At 70.6% G+C, this 19,306-nt stretch carries 16 protein-coding genes; 4 read left to right on the forward strand and 12 right to left on the reverse strand.

Annotated features, from left to right (window positions below; genetic code table 11):
* Positions 1-182: 182 nt before the first annotated feature.
* The 3 genes from ACZ4W9_RS27700 to thyX form a co-directional block, all read right to left on the reverse strand.
* Positions 183-1,868, reverse strand: coding sequence for a ribonuclease J (locus ACZ4W9_RS27700; protein WP_467940326.1), 1,686 nt, complete (start codon positions 1,866-1,868; stop codon positions 183-185).
* 159 nt (positions 1,869-2,027) lie between these two features.
* Positions 2,028-2,927, reverse strand: coding sequence for a 4-hydroxy-tetrahydrodipicolinate synthase (gene dapA, locus ACZ4W9_RS27705; RefSeq protein ID WP_467940327.1), 900 nt, complete (start codon positions 2,925-2,927; stop codon positions 2,028-2,030).
* Between the two features lie 210 nt (positions 2,928-3,137).
* Positions 3,138-3,875, reverse strand: coding sequence for an FAD-dependent thymidylate synthase (gene thyX / locus ACZ4W9_RS27710; protein WP_467940328.1), 738 nt, complete (start codon positions 3,873-3,875; stop codon positions 3,138-3,140).
* Positions 3,876-4,063: 188 nt separating this feature from the next.
* On the opposite strand from thyX, the gene ACZ4W9_RS27715 reads away from it, so the two are divergent.
* A complete protein-coding gene (locus tag ACZ4W9_RS27715; protein ID WP_467940329.1) occupies positions 4,064-4,324 on the forward strand; it encodes a hypothetical protein in 261 nt (86 codons plus the stop codon).
* A 103-nt stretch (positions 4,325-4,427) separates the two neighbouring features.
* Positions 4,428-4,982: a hypothetical protein gene (locus tag ACZ4W9_RS27720; RefSeq protein WP_467940331.1), complete on the forward strand. Its 555-nt coding sequence runs from the start codon at positions 4,428-4,430 to the stop codon at positions 4,980-4,982.
* A 127-nt stretch (positions 4,983-5,109) separates the two neighbouring features.
* Here the strand turns inward: ACZ4W9_RS27720 and ACZ4W9_RS27725 are convergent, their stop codons facing one another.
* From ACZ4W9_RS27725 to rpsO, 5 genes are all read right to left on the reverse strand, one after another.
* Positions 5,110-5,562: a tetratricopeptide repeat protein gene (locus tag ACZ4W9_RS27725; RefSeq protein ID WP_467940332.1), complete on the reverse strand. Its 453-nt coding sequence runs from the start codon at positions 5,560-5,562 to the stop codon at positions 5,110-5,112.
* Between the two features lie 13 nt (positions 5,563-5,575).
* Positions 5,576-6,328, reverse strand: a complete 753-nt coding sequence (dapB, locus tag ACZ4W9_RS27730) for a 4-hydroxy-tetrahydrodipicolinate reductase (RefSeq protein WP_467940333.1) — start codon at positions 6,326-6,328, stop codon at positions 5,576-5,578.
* A 26-nt stretch (positions 6,329-6,354) separates the two neighbouring features.
* A complete protein-coding gene (locus tag ACZ4W9_RS27735) occupies positions 6,355-7,734 on the reverse strand; it encodes a M16 family metallopeptidase (RefSeq protein ID WP_467940335.1) in 1,380 nt (459 codons plus the stop codon).
* Positions 7,731-9,950 carry a polyribonucleotide nucleotidyltransferase gene (locus tag ACZ4W9_RS27740; RefSeq protein ID WP_467940336.1) on the reverse strand — a complete coding sequence of 740 codons (2,220 nt, stop codon included), beginning with the start codon at positions 9,948-9,950 and terminating at the stop codon, positions 7,731-7,733. The genes ACZ4W9_RS27735 and ACZ4W9_RS27740 overlap by 4 nt, the downstream gene beginning before the upstream one ends.
* 331 nt (positions 9,951-10,281) lie before the next feature.
* Complete coding sequence (gene rpsO, locus ACZ4W9_RS27745) at positions 10,282-10,569, reverse strand: 30S ribosomal protein S15 (RefSeq protein ID WP_003997419.1); 288 nt, start codon at positions 10,567-10,569, stop codon at positions 10,282-10,284.
* Positions 10,570-10,835: 266 nt separating this feature from the next.
* Between rpsO and ACZ4W9_RS27750 the strand changes: the two genes are divergently transcribed.
* Positions 10,836-11,129: a DUF397 domain-containing protein gene (locus ACZ4W9_RS27750; RefSeq protein ID WP_467940337.1), complete on the forward strand. Its 294-nt coding sequence runs from the start codon at positions 10,836-10,838 to the stop codon at positions 11,127-11,129.
* Positions 11,130-11,199: 70 nt separating this feature from the next.
* Here the strand turns inward: ACZ4W9_RS27750 and eccD are convergent, their stop codons facing one another.
* Positions 11,200-12,702 (reverse strand): type VII secretion integral membrane protein EccD, encoded by a 1,503-nt coding sequence (gene eccD, locus ACZ4W9_RS27755; protein ID WP_467940457.1) that lies wholly within the window; start codon positions 12,700-12,702, stop codon positions 11,200-11,202.
* A gap of 329 nt (positions 12,703-13,031) precedes the next feature.
* Between eccD and eccCa the strand changes: the two genes are divergently transcribed.
* Complete coding sequence (gene eccCa / locus ACZ4W9_RS27760) at positions 13,032-16,997, forward strand: type VII secretion protein EccCa (protein WP_467940339.1); 3,966 nt, start codon at positions 13,032-13,034, stop codon at positions 16,995-16,997.
* Positions 16,998-17,254: 257 nt separating this feature from the next.
* On the opposite strand, the gene ACZ4W9_RS27765 is transcribed toward eccCa, so the two are convergent.
* The 3 genes from ACZ4W9_RS27765 to ACZ4W9_RS27775 all read right to left on the reverse strand — a co-directional run bounded on the left by ACZ4W9_RS27765 (position 17,255) and on the right by ACZ4W9_RS27775 (position 19,277).
* Positions 17,255-17,557: a WXG100 family type VII secretion target gene (locus tag ACZ4W9_RS27765; RefSeq protein WP_030619120.1), complete on the reverse strand. Its 303-nt coding sequence runs from the start codon at positions 17,555-17,557 to the stop codon at positions 17,255-17,257.
* A 38-nt stretch (positions 17,558-17,595) separates the two neighbouring features.
* Entirely contained in the window at positions 17,596-17,937 is a 342-nt protein-coding gene (locus ACZ4W9_RS27770) for a WXG100 family type VII secretion target (RefSeq protein WP_030784826.1), read from the reverse strand.
* 119 nt (positions 17,938-18,056) lie between these two features.
* Entirely contained in the window at positions 18,057-19,277 is a 1,221-nt protein-coding gene (locus tag ACZ4W9_RS27775; RefSeq protein WP_467940340.1) for a S8 family serine peptidase, read from the reverse strand.
* Positions 19,278-19,306 lie beyond the last annotated feature (29 nt).

Here is a 19,306-nt window from a genome sequence, read left to right on the forward strand (position 1 = left end):
AGGGGGGGGGGTGTGCTGTTTCGTTTTTTTTTTTTTTTTTTTTCTCCCTCCCCCCCCCCCCCCCCCCCCCCCCCCCCCCCTCCTCCCCCCCCCCCCCCCCCCCCCCCCCCCCCCCCCCCCCCCCCCCCCCCCCCCCCCCCCCCCCCCCCCCCCCCCCCCCCCAGGTCAGCACCGACGGGGCGTCAGACCTCCACGACCACCGGCAGGATCATCGGCCTGCGGCGATAGGTGTCCGAGACCCACTTGCCGAGCGTCCGGCGGATCAGCTGCTGGAGCTGGTGCGGCTCCACGACGCCGTCCTGGGCGGACCGCTCCAGGGAGTCCGTGATCTTCGGCAGGACGTCGGCGAAGGCCGAGTCCTCGATGCCGGAGCCACGGGCCTGGATGTGCGGGCCCCCGGTGATCTTGCCGGTGGAGGCGTCCATGACGACGAAGACCGAGATGATGCCCTCGTCCCCGAGGATCTTGCGGTCCTTCAGCGCCGGCTCGCCGACACCGCCGACCGACAGGCCGTCGACGTAGACGTAGCCGGCCTGGACCTTGCCGGAGATTTTGGCCTTGCCCTCGACCAGGTCGACCACCACGCCGTCCTCGGCGATGACGATCCGGTCGTGCGGGACGCCGGTCAGGGCGCCCAGCTCGGCGTTGGCGCGCAGGTGGCGCCATTCGCCGTGGACCGGCATCAGGTTTCTCGGCCGGCAGATGTTGTAGAAGTACAGCAGCTCGCCCGCGGACGCGTGGCCGGAAACGTGCACCTTGGCGTTGCCCTTGTGGACGACGTTGGCGCCCCAGCGGGTCAGGCCGTTGATCACGCGGTAGACCGCGTTCTCGTTCCCCGGGATCAGCGACGAGGCGAGGATGACCGTGTCGCCGTCGACGATGCGGATCTGGTGGTCGCGGTTGGCCATGCGGGACAGGGCCGCCATCGGCTCGCCCTGGGAGCCCGTGCAGACCAGGACCACCTCTTCGTCGCGCAGGTCGTCCAGCGCCCGGACGTCCACCACCAGGCCCGCGGGAACCTTCAGATAGCCGAGGTCACGGGCGATGCCCATGTTGCGGACCATGGAGCGGCCGACGAAGGCGACCCGGCGGCCGTACTCGTGCGCCGCGTCCAGGATCTGCTGGATGCGGTGGACATGGCTCGCGAAGCTCGCCACGATGATCCGCTTGCGGGCGCCGGCGAAGACCTGCCGCAGGACGTTGGAGATGTCGCGCTCGTGCGGGGTGAAGCCCGGGACCTCGGCGTTCGTCGAGTCGGTGAGGAGGAGGTCGATGCCCTCCTCGCTCAGCCGCGCGAAGGCGTGCAGGTCGGTGAGGCGGTTGTCCAGCGGGAGCTGGTCCATCTTGAAGTCGCCGGTGTGCACCACCATGCCGGCGGGGGTGCGGATGGCGACGGCGAGGGCGTCCGGGATGGAGTGGTTGACGGCGATGAACTCGCAGTCGAAGGGGCCGATGCGCTCGCGGTCTCCTTCCGCCACCTCCAGGGTGTACGGCCGGATCCGGTGCTCCTGGAGCTTCGCCTCGATCAGGGCGAGCGTGAGCTTGGAGCCGATCAGCGGGATGTCCGGCTTCTCGCGGAGCAGGAAGGGGACGGCGCCGATGTGGTCCTCGTGGCCGTGGGTGAGGACGATGCCCTCGATGTCGTCGAGGCGGTCCCGGATGGACGAGAAGTCCGGCAGGATCAGGTCGATTCCGGGCTGCTCCTCCTCGGGGAAAAGCACGCCGCAGTCGACGATCAGCAGGCGACCGCCGTACTCGAAGACCGTCATGTTCCGGCCGATCTCGCCTAGGCCGCCGAGCGGGGTGACCCGGAGGCCGCCCTCGGGGAGCGGCGGGGGCGGGCCCAGTTCAGGATGCGGATGACTCAAAAGACTCTCCTCAAACACGCGCGCCACGTACCGGTCGGGCACGTGGCGCGCATGACGTTCGTGCAGAAGCAGTTGTGTGTGGGGTGCAGGCACCGGTGGGCCTGCGTCTGCGGTTGTCGATTCAGTTGTGAAGCCCGTGCTGTGGTGCCAAGTCTTTAATCAGAGCTGTACCCCGCCGGCCGCAAGATCGATCTTGAGCTGGGCGATCTCCTCGGCGGAGCACTCGACCATGGGCGAGCGCAGCGGCCCGGCGGGCAGTCCCTGGAGCGCGAGGGCGGCCTTGGCCGTCATGACGCCCTGGGTGCGGAACATGCCGGTGTAGACCGGGAGCAGCTTCTGGTGGATCTCGGTGGCCTTGACGACGTCACCGGAGACGAACGCGTCCACCAGGGCGCGCAGGTCGGGGGTGACGAGGTGGCCGACGACCGAGACGAAGCCGACCGCGCCGACCGAGAGCAGCGGGAGGTTCAGCATGTCGTCGCCGGAGTACCAGGCGAGGCCGGACCGGGCGATGGCCCAGCTCGCGCGGCCCAGGTCGCCCTTGGCGTCCTTGTTGGCGACGATCCGGGGGTGCTCCGCGAGCCGGACCAGGGTCTCGGTGTTGATCGGGACGCCGCTGCGGCCGGGGATGTCGTAGAGCATGACCGGCAGGCCGGTGGCGTCGGCGACCGTCGTGAAGTGCCGGTACAGGCCCTCCTGCGGGGGCTTGTTGTAGTACGGCGTGACCACCAGCAGGCCGTGGGCGCCGGCGCGCTCGGCCTCGCGGGCCAGCTCGACGCTGTGGTGGGTGTCGTTGGTTCCGACGCCGGCGACGACGTGGGCGCGGTCGCCGACGGCCTCCAGGACGGCTCGTACCAGGTCCGATTTCTCCGCGTCGCTGGTGGTCGGGGACTCGCCGGTGGTGCCGTTGACGATCAGGCCGTCGTTGCCTGCGTCCACCAGGTGGGCGGCGAGCCGCTGCGCGCCGTCGAGGTCGAGTGCGCCGTCCGCCGTGAAGGGCGTGACCATGGCGGTGAGGACCCGCCCGAAGGGGGTCTGCGGAGTCGAGGTCGGAGCCATGGGTAACACGCTACTCGGTGCTCGATGCGGGGTCTGCCCGTGGGGTGCCGGGAAAGTCAGGACAAAGGTGGAGCCCGACACTGCCTGCTCGGGGGTTCAAGCAGTGCCGGGTCCGTTGATCAGGCTAGATGAACTTCTCTGAATGCCGCAATACGGACACTTCGCCAAGCTGGTCCGTACGCCCGTTCCCGGCGCGGGAACAAGACTTCGCTACGGAGCCACACGCCCGTTCGCGTTGAAGGCGGCGTACGTCAACGGCATGAGCTTCGCCCACTCCGCCTCCATCTTCTCGCCCACCATCTCGATCTCCCGCTGCGGGAAGGAGGGCACCTTGGCCAGCTCGTGCTGGGTGCGCAGGCCGAGGAAGTGCATCAGGGAGCGCGCGTTGCAGGTGGCGTACATCGAGGAGTAGAGGCCGACGGGGAGCACCGAGCGGGCGACCTCACGGGCGATGCCCTGGGCCAGCATCTCCTGATAGGTCGCGTAGGCCTGGCGGTACGACTCCTCCATGGCGTGTCCGACCAAGGCGTGCTGCTCCTCGGTGCCCTCCACGAAGACGTACTTGCCCGGCCGGCCCTGCTGGACCAGCTTGCGGCCAACGTCCGGGACGTAGAAGACCGGCTGGAGCTCGCGGTAGCGGCCGGACTCCTCGTTGTACGACCAGCCGACGCGGTGCCGCATGAACTCGCGGAAGACGAAGATCGGGGCGCTGATGAAGAAGGTCATCGAGTTGTGCTCGAACGGGCTGCCGTGCCGGTCGCGCATCAGGTAGTTGATCAGGCCCTTGGACCGCTCGGGGTCCTTGTTCAGTTCGTCCAGGGACTGCTCCCCGATGGTCGACACACGGGCGGCGAAGAGCACGTCGGAGTCCGCGGCGCTGTGCTTGACCAGTTCGACGGTGACATCACTGCGCAGGTCGATCTTCAGTTCATCCGGGGTGCGGGTCACGGTTGGACAGGTCCTTCCCACTGCTGCTGGAGGTTCGCGCCCACTGTACGGGGGGACCCGGCCGCGAACGAAAGCGACCTTGCCTGCGATTTTTTCCGGACATGGGGCACCTTTTGTGTCACCCGAACGTCTTTACCGATGAAGCGTGCCCATTCGATCTCCGCACCCCGAAAGGAGCGGCAGCCGCGATGTTCCGCCCCCAGCTACCGCCGGGAGGTACCCCCCGCGAGCCCGTGCCCTTCGCCTTCGTGGCCGAGGCGGACAGGTTCCGCAGCAATGTGACTCCCCCGCCGCGTCCGCGGGCGTCCTTCGGTGAGATGGCCGGGCGCTGGCTGCTGGGTCTCACCCTCGTCGCCGGGCTCGTGGGGGCCCTGATAGCCGGTACGCCGGCGCTCTCCACGCCGTCCGACGCACCGGCTCAGCAGTCCCAGGCGTCCCAGGGACACTGAGCGCGGGCACTTACTCTTCCGGACGCGCACGGCTGGTGGGCGCACACCCCGCCGGATAGCCTCACCGGGCACAGCCCATGCGAGGACCGAGCGAGGACCAGCCGTGCCCCTGCCCTTTCCGACGGCCGACCCCACCTTCGAGACGGCAGCCGGCAGCGCGCTGCCGCACGACGACCCGGACCACTGGCGGCGCCCCTACCGGCCGGGGCCGTGGCGGGTGGGCATGGCCGCGCTGTGGCTGCTGCTCGCCTCGTTCGTGCTCTTCGGCGCGGTGCTCACCGCGCTGACCGGCTCGGTGTCCACCGCCGCGGCGGTTCTCGCAGCCGGGCTGCTGATCATCGCCTCCGCGCTGCGGCTGCTGCGCATGGGGGTGTGGGTGAGCCGGCGCGGGCTGCGCCGGACCGGCTTCCTGCGGACACGGACGCTGCCGTGGGAGCGGGTGGTGTCGGTGCGGACGGTGCAGCGGCCGGTGCGGTGGCTGGGGCTGCCGCGCACGGTGCAGGGACAGGCGCTGGCCCTCGTGCGCACGGACCTGCCGCCCGACGACACCCCGCCGCTGCTGACCACGCACACCCTGGACTTCCTGGGCCGGCCGATGGCCTTCGACCGGGCCGCGGACACGGTGGAGGCGTGGGCGGCGGAGTGCGGACGCGGCTGACGCGCCGCAGGGGTCGTAGCGGTACGCGGCTCCGCCGTGCGGGCGCGCGGGCCGGAACGCACGCGCACGCGCGGCGGTTGGGTGAGCCGTCGCGCGTGCGGGTGCGGCGGGGTGCCGCGGGCCTGTGTCAGGCCCGTACGGGCTGTCCGTCGTGCAGGGCGATGGCCCTCTGCATCGCCTTGCGGGCCCGGGGCGTGTCACGGGCGTCGTGGTAGGCGACGGCGAGGCGGAACCAGCAGCGCCAGTCCCCCGGGGTCGTCTCCGTCTCGGCCTTGCGCCGGGCGAAGACCTCGTCGGCCGAGTCGCGGTCGATCCGGCCGTCGGGCAGGCGCCGCAGTTCGTCGACCGGCAGGCCGCCCTCGGCTTCGAGTTCGGCGGCCAGCTGGTTGGCCTTGCGGACGAACTGGGTGTTCTTCCACAGGAACCACAGGCCGATGACCGGCAGGATCAGCACCGCCACGCCGAAGGTGACGGTGAGGAGCGTGCCGGACTGGATGAGCAGGACGCCACGGCTGCCGACCAGGACGAAGTAGAAGACCAGGACGGCGGCCGTGACGAGGTAGGTGATCTTCGCGCGCATGTCGTCTTCGGGCTCAGCTCAGGTCCAGGAAGTGTTCCAGGCCGAAGGTGAGGCCCGGAGTGGTCACCACCCGGCGGGCGCCGAGCAGGATGCCCGGCATGAAGCTGCTGTGGTGCAGCGAGTCGTGCCGGACGGTCAGGGTCTCGCCCTCGCCGCCGAGCAGGACCTCCTGGTGGGCGAGCAGGCCGCGCAGCCGTACGGCGTGCACGGGGATGCCGTCGACGCTGGCGCCCCGGGCGCCGTCGAGGGCCGTGGCGGTGGCGTCCGGTGCCGGGGCGGTGCCGGCCGCCCGGCGGGCCTCGGCGATGAGCTGGGCGGTGCGCGTGGCGGTGCCGGAGGGGGCGTCCACCTTGTTCGGGTGGTGCAGCTCGACCACCTCGACCGACTCGAAGTAGGGCGCGGCGATCTGCGCGAACCTCATCGTCAGCACGGCGCCGATGGAGAAGTTCGGCGCGATGAGCACGCCGGTCTCCGGGGACCGGTCGAGCCAGCCCCTCAGCTGCGCGAGGCGCTCGTCGGTCCAGCCGGTGGTGCCGACGACCGCGTGGATGCCGTGGCGCACGCAGAAGTCGAGGTTGCCCATGACCGAGGCCGGGGTGGTCAGCTCGACGGCGACCTGGGCACCGGTCTCGGCCAGGGTCTCCAGCTTGTCGCCCCGGCCGAGGGCGGCGACCAGCTCCATGTCTTCGGCGGCCTCGACCGCCTTGACCGCCTCGGCTCCGATCCGGCCCTTGGCACCGAGGACCGCCACGCGCAGCTTGCTCATGTTCCTGCTTCCTAACCGGTGGTGTTTCAGGCGACCGCGTCGTGCAGCCGGGCGGCCTGCTTGTCCTTGAGCGGGCCGATGACCGAGAGCGACGGGCGCTGTCCCAGGATGTCGCGGGCCACCGAGCGGACCTCGTCCGGGGTGACCGCGGCTATCTTCGCCAGCATGTCGTCGACGGACATCTGCTCGCCCCAGCACAGTTCGCTCTTGCCGATACGGTTCATCAGCGCGCCGGTGTCCTCCAGGCCGAGCACGGTGGAGCCCCTGAGCTGGCCGATGGCACGGGCGATCTCGTCGTCGGAGAGGCCGTTCTGCGCGACGTGGTCGAGTTCGTCGCGGCAGATGCGCAGCACGTCGTGGACCTGGCTGGGCCGGCAGCCGGCGTAGACGCCGAACAGGCCGCAGTCGGCGAAGCCGGAGGTGTACGAATACACGCTGTAGGCGAGGCCGCGCTTCTCCCGGACCTCCTGGAAGAGGCGGGAGGACATGCCGCCGCCGAGGGCGGTGTTGAGCACGCCCATGGCCCAGCGGCGGTCGTCGGTGCGGGCGAGGCCGGGCATGCCGAGGACGACGTGCGCCTGTTCGGTCTTGCGGCCGAGCAGTTCCACCTTGCCGGCGGTGCGGATCGTACGGCGGCCGTCGCGCGGGGCGATGGGCCGTGCCTCCGGGTTCCTGAGGGCGCCGGCCTTCTCGAAGGCCGCGCGGACCTGGCGGACGACCTTGGCGTGGTCGACGTTGCCGGCGCAGGCGACCACGAGGTGGGTCGGGTCGTAGTGCTTCTTGTAGAAGCGGCGGATCCGGTCGGCGGTGAGGGCGTTGACCGTGTCGACCGTGCCGAGGACCGGGCGGCCGAGGGCGTTGTCGCCGAACATCGTGTGCGCGAACAGGTCGTGCACGCAGTCGCCGGGGTCGTCCTCGGTCATGGCGATCTCTTCGAGGATCGCACCGCGTTCGACGTCGACGTCCTCTTCGAGGATCAGCGAGCCGGTCAGCATGTCGCAGACCACGTCGATGGCCAGGGGCAGGTCGGTGTCGAGCACGCGTGCGTAGTAGCACGTGTACTCCTTGGCCGTGAACGCGTTCATCTCGCCGCCGACCGCGTCGAGCGCGGCGGAGATGTCGAGCGCGCTGCGGCGGGACGTGCCCTTGAAGAGCAGGTGCTCCAGGTAGTGGGTGGCGCCGTTCAGGGCCCGGGTCTCGTCGCGGGAGCCGACGTGGGCCCAGATGCCGAAGGTCGCGGAGCGGACCGAGGGCAGGGTCTCGGTGACGATGCGCAGGCCGCCCGGGAGGGTGGTCTTGCGGACCGTGCCGATGCCGCCGGTCCCCTTGACGAGGGTTTGGGTACGGGCGACGGCCCGCGCCTCCGAAGAGGGGCGGGCCGTCGCCTTCGAGCTACGGGACGTCACTGCTCGGCGTCGTCCTTCGACTCGTCGGAGCCTTCCTCGCCCTCGATCACGGGGATCAGGGAGAGCTTGCCGCGGGAGTCGATCTCGGCGATCTCGACCTGGACCTTCGCGCCCACGCCGAGGACGTCCTCGACGTTCTCCACGCGCTTGCCGCCGGCGAGCTTGCGGATCTGCGAGATGTGCAGCAGACCGTCCTTGCCGGGCAGCAGGGAGACGAACGCGCCGAAGGTGGTCGTCTTCACGACCGTACCCAGGTAGCGCTCGCCGACCTCGGGCATCGTCGGGTTGGCGATGCCGTTGATCGTGGCGCGGGCGGCCTCGGCCGAGGGACCGTCGGCGGCACCGATGTAGATCGTGCCGTCGTCCTCGATCGTGATCTCGGCGCCCGTGTCCTCCTGGATCTGGTTGATCATCTTGCCCTTGGGGCCGATGACCTCGCCGATCTTGTCGACCGGGATCTTGACGGTGATGATCCGCGGGGCGTTCGGGGACATCTCGTCGGGCCGGTCGATGGCCTCCATCATCACGTCGAGGATGTGGAGACGGGCGTCGCGGGCCTGCTTGAGGGCCGCGGCCAGGACGGAGGCCGGGATGCCGTCCAGCTTGGTGTCGAGCTGGAGGGCGGTCACGAACTCCTTGGTGCCGGCGACCTTGAAGTCCATGTCGCCGAAGGCGTCCTCCGCACCGAGGATGTCGGTGAGGGTGACGTAGTGCGTCTCGCCGTCGATCTCCTGGGAGATCAGGCCCATGGCGATGCCGGCGACCGGGGCCTTCAGCGGCACACCGGCGTTCAGCAGCGACATGGTGGAGGCGCAGACCGAGCCCATGGACGTCGAGCCGTTGGAGCTCAGCGCCTCGGAGACCTGGCGGATCGCGTACGGGAACTCCTCGCGCGCGGGCAGCACCGGCACGAGGGCGCGCTCGGCGAGGGCGCCGTGGCCGATCTCGCGGCGCTTCGGGGAGCCGACGCGGCCGGTCTCACCGGTGGAGTACGGCGGGAAGTTGTAGTTGTGCATGTAGCGCTTGCGGGTCACCGGGGAGAGGGTGTCCAGCTGCTGCTCCATGCGGAGCATGTTAAGGGTGGTGACGCCCAGGATCTGGGTCTCGCCACGCTCGAACACCGCGGAGCCGTGCACCCGCGGGATGGCCTCGACCTCGGCGGCCAGGGTGCGGATGTCGGTGACACCGCGGCCGTCGATGCGCTTCTTCTCCTTGATCACGCGCTCGCGGACCAGCTGCTTGGTGAGCGAGCGGTACGCGGCGGAGATCTCCTTCTCGCGGCCCTCGAACTCGGGCAGCAGCTTCTCGGCGGCCAGCGCCTTGACGCGGTCCAGCTCGGCCTCGCGCTCCTGCTTGCCGGCGATGGTGAGCGCCTGGGCCAGCTCGGGGCGGACGGCGGCGGTCAGGGCCTCGAACACGTCGTCCTGGTAGTCCAGGAAGATCGGGAACTCGGCGGTCGGCTTGGCGGCCTTGGCGGCGAGGTCGGCCTGGGCGCGGCACAGGACCTTGATGAAGGGCTTGGCGGCCTCCAGACCGGCGGCGACGATCTCCTCGGTCGGCGCCTCGGCGCCACCCTCGACCAGCTTGATGGTCTTCTCGGTGGCCTCGGCCTCGACCATCATGATCGCGACGTCGCCGTCCTCCAGGACACGGCCGGCGACGACCATGTCGAAGACGGCGTCCTCGAGCTCGGTGTGGGTCGGGAAGGCGACCCACTGGCCGCGGATCAGCGCGACGCGGACGCCGCCGATCGGGCCGGAGAAGGGCAGACCGGCCAGCTGCGTGGACGCGGACGCGGCGTTGATCGCCACGACGTCGTACAGGTGGTCGGGGTTGAGGGCCATGATCGTGGCGACGACCTGGATCTCGTTGCGCAGCCCCTTCTTGAAGGACGGGCGCAGCGGGCGGTCGATGAGGCGGCAGGTGAGGATGGCGTCCTCGGACGGCCGGCCCTCACGGCGGAAGAAGCTGCCGGGGATCTTGCCGGCGGCGTACATCCGCTCCTCGACGTCCACCGTGAGGGGGAAGAAGTCGAGCTGGTCCTTGGGGTTCTTCGAGGCGGTGGTGGCCGACAGCACCATGGTGTCGTCGTCCAGGTACGCCACGGCGGAGCCGGCGGCCTGCTTGGCCAGGCGGCCCGTCTCGAAGCGGATGGTGCGGGTGCCGAAGGGGCCGTTGTCGATGACGGCTTCGGCGTAGTGGGTCTCGTTCTCCACTAGCGTTTTCTCCTCGTCTTCGTCCTGTGCCTGCCCGTGTGGCAGGGGGACGGTGTGTGGAGAGGCGCTCCGTGCGGTGCGGGCCGGTCTTCGATCGAAGCACCCGGGGCTTCTCCCCCGGGGGCCACTACCGAGGACCGGCGGCGACTGGGTGCGCTTCTCCTCGTTCTGTGTCGTACGTGATGCGTTCTGCTACCACACTACAAAGCGTGAGTGACAGTCCGCACGTTTCCGGTGGTACGACCATGGTCACCGTATGCCCGGCGAAGCCCCGCATACGGCAAAGGGAGCGGTCCCCGATTCGTTTCGGGAACCGCTCCCTCGTGGCGTCCTACTTGGCGCCCGCCGCACCGCGGCGGATGCCGAGGCGGTCGACCAGCGCACGGAAGCGCTGGATGTCCTTCTTCGCCAGGTACTGCAGCAGCCGGCGGCGCTGACCGACCAGGATCAGCAGGCCACGGCGGGAGTGGTGGTCGTGCTTGTGGGTCTTGAGGTGCTCCGTCAGGTCGGAGATCCGACGGGAGAGCAGAGCGACCTGGACCTCGGGGGAGCCGGTGTCACCCTCCTTGGTACCGAACTCGGCGATGATCTGCTTCTTCGTAGCGGCGTCGAGCGACACGCGTACTCCTCATGGTGTGTGAGTGGCCACCGAGTGCCCCCGGTCTGCGTCTCGGGGGAGCTTCCGTTACTCGGGTGGCGGGGATCCGCTGGGCGCGGCCTCCAGAACAGCGAGGGTTCCGGGGGTGCGTACACATACGGCCGTCACTCAGGGTACCAGGCGATGGCGGGGACCTTACGCCCGGTCGGCGAACCCCGCCGAGGGGGTGGCGCACGCCACTAGGGTGAGCGCCGGGATCGTACTACGTCGGGAAGGGGTCGCCGCAGATGGCGGAAACGGAAGCGGAGATGAAGGCGCGCAAGGAGCGCGAGCGGGACGAGCTGTACGCGCTCGACATCTCGGGCGTGGAGTGGCAGTGCGCGCCGGGTACGGAGGAGCACGAGGAGCGGGTCGAGATCGCGTACCTGCCCGGTGGCGCGGTGGCGATGCGGTCCTCGCTCGACCCGGACACCGTGCTGCGCTACACGGAGGCGGAGTGGACCGCGTTCGTGCTCGGGGCGCGCGACGGGGAGTTCGACCTGAAGCCGATGGCGCACAACGGGGGCCTGGACGTGCAGTGAGCTTCGGCTGAGGCGGGAGCGCAAAGGGGCGGTACGCGCGCGTACCGCCCCTTTTTCGCGTCGTGTTCCGTCAGCTGGTCATGGCGCGGGCCTTGGCGTACACGTCGAAGACGGCCAGGGCGAGCGGGATCAGGGTGAGCAGGACGAAGCCCTCGCAGATCTCCAGGAAGCGGCCCCAGAAGGGGGTCATCCCGCCGCGCGGCAGGATCAGGCCGAGGGCCGTCACCAGGGCCGTGGCCGCGGCGATCGCCGCGATCAGCCAGACGGTGCGGATGTCGAGGTCGGTGCGGTCGCCGGCCAGCGCGGCGCGCATGACGTGGTCCGGCGGGTTGAGGGCGAGGCCGAGGCCGAGCAGGACCAGGCAGGTGAGGCCGGCGGCCAGCACGGGGGCGACCTGGGCGGTGTAGCGGAACAGGCCGGCGCGCATCAGCAGGGCGATGCCGGTGGCGAGGGCGAGCAGCTGGGCCCAGACGCCGGCGGAGAAGCCGAGCACGGCCGCGGCGCCGACGGCGAGCAGCGCGCAGCCGCCGACCATGCCGACGAGGAGTTCGTGGCCGCGCCGTGCCTGCGCCTCGACGCGCTCGATGTCCACCGGTTCCTGGGGGGTGGGCTCGGCGCCGTAGGCGGGGCGGGTGGTGCCGCCGCCGCTGGGGTTCTCGAAGCCGATCGGCAGCCGGGCGAACCGCATGGACATGCCGGGCAGGAAGGCGAGCCCGCAGACGGCGACCGGGGCGCACAGGGCGGCGGTCTCCCGGGGGGCCCAGCCGGTGAGGGTCGCGATGAAGACGGCGACGAGGGCGACCGCGGAGGCGAACACGAAGGCGACGAAGGGGCCGTCGCCGTGCGGTGAGCACAGGGCGAGGATCAGGGCGGCGACGAGGACGGCCGCGCACGCCAGCAGGAACTGGAGTCTGCCGATGCCCTCGCCGTCGCCGAGTGGCAGCAGTCCGCTGCCGGCGACGCCGATGCCCGGCAGCGCGCCGAGGCCGAGGGCGACGGCCGAGCCGCGGTCGTCGTAGACGCGGGCGCGGACGGCGGAGAGCACGACGAGGAGGATGCCGGTGACGGCGGCGAGGATGCCGGCCAGGCCGTGCATGTCGTGGCGCGGGTCGGCGGTCCAGGCGACGAACGCGAGCAGTGCGGGCAGCACACCGCCGCCGACGAGGCCGGCGGCCCGGGTCAGGTCGCCGCTCCACAGCTTGTGCTGCTTGGTGACGGAGGAGGCCACGGCCTCGGCGACGTCGTCGAAGACGGCCGGCGGCAGGGACTCGGCGAACGGGCGCAGGGTGAGCAGTTCGCCGTCGAGGATGCGCTGGGCGGCGAAGGACCGGGCGCTGTCCAGCACGGTGCCGTCGGTGCGGACGAGGTGGTAGCCGACCGGGGCGCCGGCCGCGGGGCTCTGCTGGGACAGCCGGAGGATCTCCGGGTAGAGGTCGGCGACCGGGACGTCGTCGGGCAGGGCCACGTCGATACGGCTGTCCGGCGCGACGATGGTGACCCGGCAGAAGCCGAGTCCGGTGCCGGACGCGGAAGGGGCTCCCGTCCCGGGTCCGCCGGTGGCGGCGGCCGTCATGCTCACCTGCTGCTCCCCCTCAGTGGTGGTGGTGCGTCTGTGTCGTGCTCGGTGGTGGTGCTGCGTCCATGGCGTGAAGGTCCCGTGCCGGTTCGCCCGGTGCGCGGCGACCCGGGTGCCGTACGGCGGGATTCCGGGGTTCCGCCACCTCACTCTTGAGGGGTTCGCCCCGGTATGTCCAGCCTGCGCGGCGTGTGCTCACGCGAACATCCGGCACCCTACCGCCCACCCGTCCTCCGCGAACTCAGTAGGATCACGCGGCGGCCTGCGCTCGCCGGACACGGGGCGGCGGGCGGAACGCCTGGGTCGGGCAAGGGAATTGGTGAGCGGTGAGCCAGATTGTCGTCAAGCGCCCCCCTAGGGCGCTTCCGTCCGAAGTGCCCACGGAAGAGGTCGTTGTCCAGCCACCGCCCGAATTGCCGCGGGGGCACCAGGAGAGCGTGCTGATGCAGCTCCTGCCCACGCTGGGCATGGGCGGCTCGGTGGTCTTCTTCTTCACGAACGGCCAGCCGTTCATGAAGATCATGGGCATGATCATGATCGCCTCGACGGTGGCGATGTCCATCGCGATGGTGGTCCGCTTCCGTCGCGGCTCGCAGGGCCAGCTGGCCGACATGCGCCGCGACTACCTCAGCTATCTGTCGCAGACCCGCAGGTCCGCCGTGGCCACGGCCCGCAAGCAGCGGGACGCGCAGTACTACCTGCACCCCTCCCCCGAGCAGCTCTGGGCGCTGGTCGCCGAGGGCAGCCGGGTGTGGGAGCGGCGGCCCGGCGACGAGGACTTCGCACACGTCCGCATCGGGCTGGGCGCGCAGCCGCTGGCGACCCCGCTGATCCCCCCGGAGACGGGGCCGGTCGAGCAGCTGGAGCCGCTGACCGCGGGCGCGATGCAGCGCTTCCTCGCCGCGCACGCCAGCGTCGGCGACCTGCCGATGGCGGTGTCGCTGCGCGCCTTCTACCACGTCACGGTCAGCGGCGAGCCGCAGTCCGTGCGGGCCTCGGCCCGCGCCCTGGTCGGCTCGCTGGCCTCGCTGCACTCCCCGCAGGACCTGGTCGTCGCGGTGGCCGCGGGCCGGGAGGCGCTGGCGCACTGGGACTGGGCGAAGTGGCTGCCGCACGCACAGGCGCCCGGCGCGGTGGACGGCGCGGGTTCGCGCCGGCTGATCGGCTCCGACCCGCGCGAGCTGGAGGACCTGCTGGCCGCACGGCTGACCGGCCGGCCGCGCTTCCACCCCGGCGCCGCGCCGCTGCTGGACGAGCCGCACATCGTGCTCGTCCTGGACGACCTGTCCCTGCTGCCGGACTCGGTGCTCGCCAACCCGGAGGGCCTCCAGGGCGTCACGGTCCTGGAGGTGGTGCCGGGCGAGCTGACCACGGCGGGCGGCGACCTGTCCATCGTCGTCCAGCCCGGGCTGCTGCGCCTGGAGTCGGGGCACGGCGAGGTGTACGAGGGCACCCCCGACGCGCTGTCCTACGAGTCCGCCGAGGCGCTGGCCCGGCAGCTGGCGCCGCTGCGCATGGCCTCCGGCGGTGACGACGACGAGCCGCTGCTCGCCAACCTGGAGTTCACCGACCTGCTGGGTCTCGGCGACGCGGCCTCCGTCGACACCAAGCGGACCTGGCGCCCGCGCGCGCTCGCCGAACGCCTGCGGGTGCCGATCGGTCTCGGCGAGGACGGCCGGCCCGTGATGCTGGACCTGAAGGAGGCCGCGCAGGAGGGCATGGGCCCGCACGGCCTGTGCGTCGGCGCGACCGGTTCCGGCAAGTCCGAGCTGCTGCGCACCCTGGTGCTGGGCCTCGCGGTCACCCACTCCTCGGAGACCCTGAACTTCGTCCTCGCCGACTTCAAGGGCGGCGCGACCTTCGCCGGCATGGCGCAGATGCCGCACGTGGCGGCGGTCATCACCAACCTCGCGGACGACCTGACCCTGGTCGACCGCATGGGCGACTCCATCCGCGGCGAGCTGAACCGCCGCCAGGAGCTGCTGCGCGACGCGGGCAACTACGCCAACATCCACGACTACGAGAAGGCCCGCGCGGCCGGCGCCCCGCTCCAGCCGATCCCGTCCCTGGTCCTGGTGATCGACGAGTTCAGCGAGCTGCTGACCGCGAAACCGGACTTCATCGAGATGTTCGTGCAGATCGGCCGGATCGGCCGGTCGCTGGGCGTGCACCTGCTGCTGGCCTCGCAGCGCCTGGAGGAGGGCCGGCTGCGCGGTCTGGAGACCTACCTCTCCTACCGGATCGGCCTGCGCACCTTCTCCGCGGCCGAGTCCCGCGCCGCGCTCGGCGTCCCCGACGCCTACGAACTGCCGAACGTCCCCGGCTCCGGCTTCCTGAAGTACGGCACGGACGAGATGGTCCGGTTCAAGGCGGCCTACGTCTCGGGGGTGTACCGCTCCGGGGGCCGGCGGACGGACCTGTCCGGCGGACGGCTCCCGGTGGACCGCCGTCCGGTGCTGTTCACGGCCACCGAGGTGCCGGTGCAGTACACCGCGATCCCGCAGCAGCGCACCGAGACCGAGCCCGAGGTGGACGAGGCACTGGCCGACACCGTGCTCGACGTGATCGTGCGCCGGCTGGAGGCGCAAGGCCCGGCGGCCCACCAGGTGTGGCTGCCGCCGCTGGAGAGCCCGCCCGCGCTGGACGCGCTGCTGCCGGGGCTGGCTGCGGTGCGGGGCCGCGGCCTGACGCAGCCGAACTACGAGGGCGCCGGGCGCCTGGTGGTCCCGGTCGGCCTGGTCGACAAGCCGTACGAGCAGCGCCGCGACCGTCTGATGCTCGACTTCTCGGGCGCGGCCGGCCACATGCAGGTCATCGGCGGCCCGCAGTCCGGCAAGTCCACCCTGCTGCGCTCCCTGATCTGCGCCTTCGCGCTCACCCACACCCCGCACGAGGTGCAGTTCTACGGCCTCGACTTCGGTGGCGGCGGCATGGCCGCGGTGGACGGCCTGCCGCACGTCGGCGGGATCGCCTCGCGGCTGGACCCGGAGCGGGTGCGCCGTACGGTCTCCGAGGTGTACGGCGTCCTGACCCGCCGCGAGGAGTACTTCCGTACGGCCGGCATCGCCTCGATCGCCGACTTCCGCGCCCGGCGCGCCCGGGGCGGCATCTCGGTCACCGACCAGCCCTGGGGAGACGTCTTCCTGGTCGTCGACGGCTGGGGGAACTTCCGCACGGACTACGAGGGCCTGGAGCCGGCGGTCCTGGACATCGCCGCGCGCGGCCTCGGCTACGGCATCCACCTCGTCATCACGGCGTCCCGCTCGATGGAGGTCCGCGCGAACCTCAAGGACCATCTGATGAACCGCCTGGAGTTGCGTCTGGGTGACGTCATGGACTCGGAGATCGACCGCAAGGTGGCGGCGAACGTGCCCGCGGGCGTCCCCGGCCGCGGTCTGTCCCCGCAGAAGCTGCACTTCATGGCGGCGGTGCCGCGGATCGACGGCCTCACCTCCGACACGGACCTGGCCGAGGCCACGGCCGCGCTGACCACCGAGGTCGGACGGCACTGGCAGGCGCCGGGCGCCCCCAAGGTACGGCTGCTGCCGCGCCGGCTGGACGCGGCCGAGCTGCCGCCGGGCGACCGGTTCCCGCGGCGGGGCGTCGCGTTCGCGCTGGACGAGGAGAACCTGGAGCCGGTGTTCGTCGACTTCGACCAGGACCCGTTCTTCCTGGTCTTCGGCGAGAGCGAGTCCGGCAAGTCCAACCTGCTGCGGCTGCTGATCCGGCAGCTGTCGCTGCGGTACGGCGGCGACGAGGCGAAGTTCTTCGTGGTCGACAACCGCCGCGCCCTGCTGGACGTCACCCCCGCCTCCCACCTGGCGGAGTACATCCCCATGTCCAGCCAGATGGACCACCACATGGCGGCGCTGGCCGACCTGATGCAGCGCCGCACGCCGACGGCGGACGTCACGCCGCAGCAGTTGCGGGACCGCAGCTGGTGGCGGGGGCCGCAGGTGTTCGTCGTCATCGACGACTACGACCTGGTCTCCACCTCCAGCGGCAACCCGCTCAGCGGGCTGACGGAGATGCTGCCGTTCGCCCGCGACGTCGGCGTCCGCTTCATCATCGCCCGCTCCTCCGCGGGCGCGGGCCGGGCCTCGTACGAGCCGTTCATGCAGCGCATGAAGGAACTCGGCGCCCAGGGCCTGGTCCTGGCCGGCGACCCGGCCGAGGGCGACATCCTCGGCGGCGTCCGCCACCGCCCGATGCCCCCGGGCCGGGGCGTCTTCGTCTCCCGCAAGCGGGGCAAGCCGCTGGTGCAGACGGGGTTGGTGGAAGTGGAGTACTGAGGCGCACGGGACCCGAGGGAGGGGGAGCCGCCCGCCTGTCCGGCTGCGGCTTTCCCTCCGGGGGGCGTCAACGGTCGCCGGATGCCGGTCGCCGAGTGCCGGGTGCGGCACCGAGACGCCGCGGGCCGGGGCGGTCCACCCGGGCGACGGTACGAAGGTGTGCACGAGCTTCCGTCCGGCATGACAAAGGGTGGGCACCTCCCGTGCGTGCCCACCCCGTTGCCGTGCTGTGCCGGTCCGTGCTGTGCCGGTCCGGCTTACATGAAGTAGCTGGCGGCCTTGCGGTCGCCGCCCTGGTAGTCACCGCCGGCCGCGTGCACGACCTTGCCGATCTGGACCAGGGCCTCGTGGATGCCCTGCGCCTCGCGGTCCCAGGCGGCCTGCTGCTCGGTGTACGCGTTGTGGGCCTCGCCCTCCCACATGCTGGCGACGCCGGCGACCTTCTGCTTGATGGCCTCGAGGCCCTCTTCGAGCCGACGCGCGTGGTTGGCCAGCTGGGTGGCGGTCTCGTCGAGGCTGCCGTAGGAAACTTCGAGCTCGCCGCTGTTGTTGACGCCCATGATTGCTCCGTTGCTGAGAAGTGGTGACCTGGCGGGGATCAGTAACTGGACAGGGCCGAAGTCGAGCCGCCGACGCTGACGTCGATGCTCTGGACCTGCGCACGGACCTCGTCTTCCGTGCCGTCCTTGATCTTCCGCGTGGTGCTCATGGCCTCGATGAACTTGGCGAGGATGTTGCCGATGCGGACCATGCGCTCGTTGATCTCGGTCTGCTTGGCGTTGAACGCGCCGGCGCCGATGCCCTTCCAGTTGCCTTCGAGGCTGTCGATGAGGGCCTGCAGTTCCTTCAGCTGACCCTTGATGCCCTCGAAACGGTGCAGAAGCTCCTTTTCGAGGACGATGATGTCCTTGTCACTTACCTTCTGGCGCTGCGTCGCCATTTCCGTGCCTTTCTGTGTGAACTGACCTTGCCGGGCGCTGAGGCATGTGTCGGGCGTCGGCACTGCCGGCAAGCGGGTCTTCGCCCACTCGGTGAGTGGGCAGGTGTACGGGAGACCGCTCAGGCGTTACGGCGTGCGCGCAGCACGGCGAAACCGGCGCCTGCGATGACCAGTACGGCGGCTACGGCGCCGATGATCAACCAGATCCGGGTATCGCTGCCGGAGTCGGATTTTTTCGCGGCGGCGGAGGTGGGTCCGCTGGCGGAACCTGCCTCCTTGGTGGGCTTCACCGACGCCCCGGAGGAGGGTGCCGTCGACGGGCTCGGGGTAGCCGCGATGTCCTCGTCCGGGTCCGTTCCGTTCTCGGCGGCCAGCGGGTCCCTGTTGGCCGGGCCCGGGTTGATGTCCTTGTCGAGCAGGACGCGGCGCGGACGGACGATGCCGTAGCCGAGGTACTTGCTGGGCTTGTCCTTGGACCAGGTGCGACCGGCTGTGTCGATGAGTGAACGGAGAACCTGGTTCGCCGTCCAGTCGGGGTGGGCGGACCAGATCAGGGCTGCGGAGGCGGAGGCTATGGCGGAGGCGTTACTGGTGCCCTCGGTGGTGCAGTACTTGGTGAATGTGGTGTCGCACCAGCCCGGGATGTTCAGGCCGGGGGCCGAGAGGTCGACCTCGTTTCCGTACGTGGAGAACTTGCCGACTGTACCGGATTTGTCAACGGCGGCCACGCCGACGGCATAGGGATACATGGCGGGGTAATTCTTCTTGTTTCCCTTGTCGCCGTCATTCCCCATGGAAGCAAAAACCAACTTGCCCTTGGAGGCCGCGTATTTGACAGCGTCCTCCTCTTCGGATTCGTAGTACTCGCTTCCGTAGGACATATTGATGATCTTGGCGTCGCTATCGGCGGCGGCCCTGATCGCCTTGACCGAAGTGAGGGTCTTCGCCCGCTCCTCCTCGTCTTTCAGGGAGTCGTCGCCGACCCGGATCGGGATGATCTTCGCCCCAGGAGCAAGGCCCTTGATACCACCGCCAGCCCCTGTGCCCGCGATAATTTCTGCCATCGAGGTGCCATGGCCGTTGTAATCCCGGGTGACGTGGTACGTCGCGACCTTGGGTACCTCGTCGACCAGCACCTGCCCCTTGAGCGAAGGCGTGTCCGGGTTCACCCCGGTGTCGATGACGGCGACCTTCACCCCCTTGCCCGTGCTGTGCTTCCAGATCACGTCGGCGCCCATCGCGTCCAGATACCACTGCTTGGACTGAACGTCGTCCGCAGCCGCGGCTCCGGGAGCCAGCCCCGTCGACGCGATCACCAGCGTGCCCAGTGCCGAGCACACAGCAGACAGCCGTCTCGCGTTCCGCCTCG

The sequence above is a fragment of the Streptomyces sp. NPDC029296 genome, assembly GCF_055569255.1.

Excerpts from the sequence above, each read along its gene's own strand:
- dapB (WP_467940333.1), bottom strand. The coding sequence starts at position 6,328 with ATGAGCAAGCTGCGCGTGGCGGTCCTCGGTGCCAAGGGCCGGATCGGA.
- ACZ4W9_RS27715 (WP_467940329.1), top strand. The coding sequence starts at position 4,064 with ATGTTCCGCCCCCAGCTACCGCCGGGAGGTACCCCCCGCGAGCCCGTG.
- ACZ4W9_RS27765 (WP_030619120.1), bottom strand. The coding sequence starts at position 17,557 with ATGGGCGTCAACAACAGCGGCGAGCTCGAAGTTTCCTACGGCAGCCTC.
- ACZ4W9_RS27770 (WP_030784826.1), bottom strand. The coding sequence starts at position 17,937 with ATGGCGACGCAGCGCCAGAAGGTAAGTGACAAGGACATCATCGTCCTC.
- ACZ4W9_RS27750 (WP_467940337.1), top strand. The coding sequence starts at position 10,836 with ATGGCGGAAACGGAAGCGGAGATGAAGGCGCGCAAGGAGCGCGAGCGG.
- ACZ4W9_RS27725 (WP_467940332.1), bottom strand. The coding sequence starts at position 5,562 with ATGCGCGCGAAGATCACCTACCTCGTCACGGCCGCCGTCCTGGTCTTC.
- eccD (WP_467940457.1), bottom strand. The coding sequence starts at position 12,702 with ATGACGGCCGCCGCCACCGGCGGACCCGGGACGGGAGCCCCTTCCGCG.
- dapA (WP_467940327.1), bottom strand. The coding sequence starts at position 2,927 with ATGGCTCCGACCTCGACTCCGCAGACCCCCTTCGGGCGGGTCCTCACC.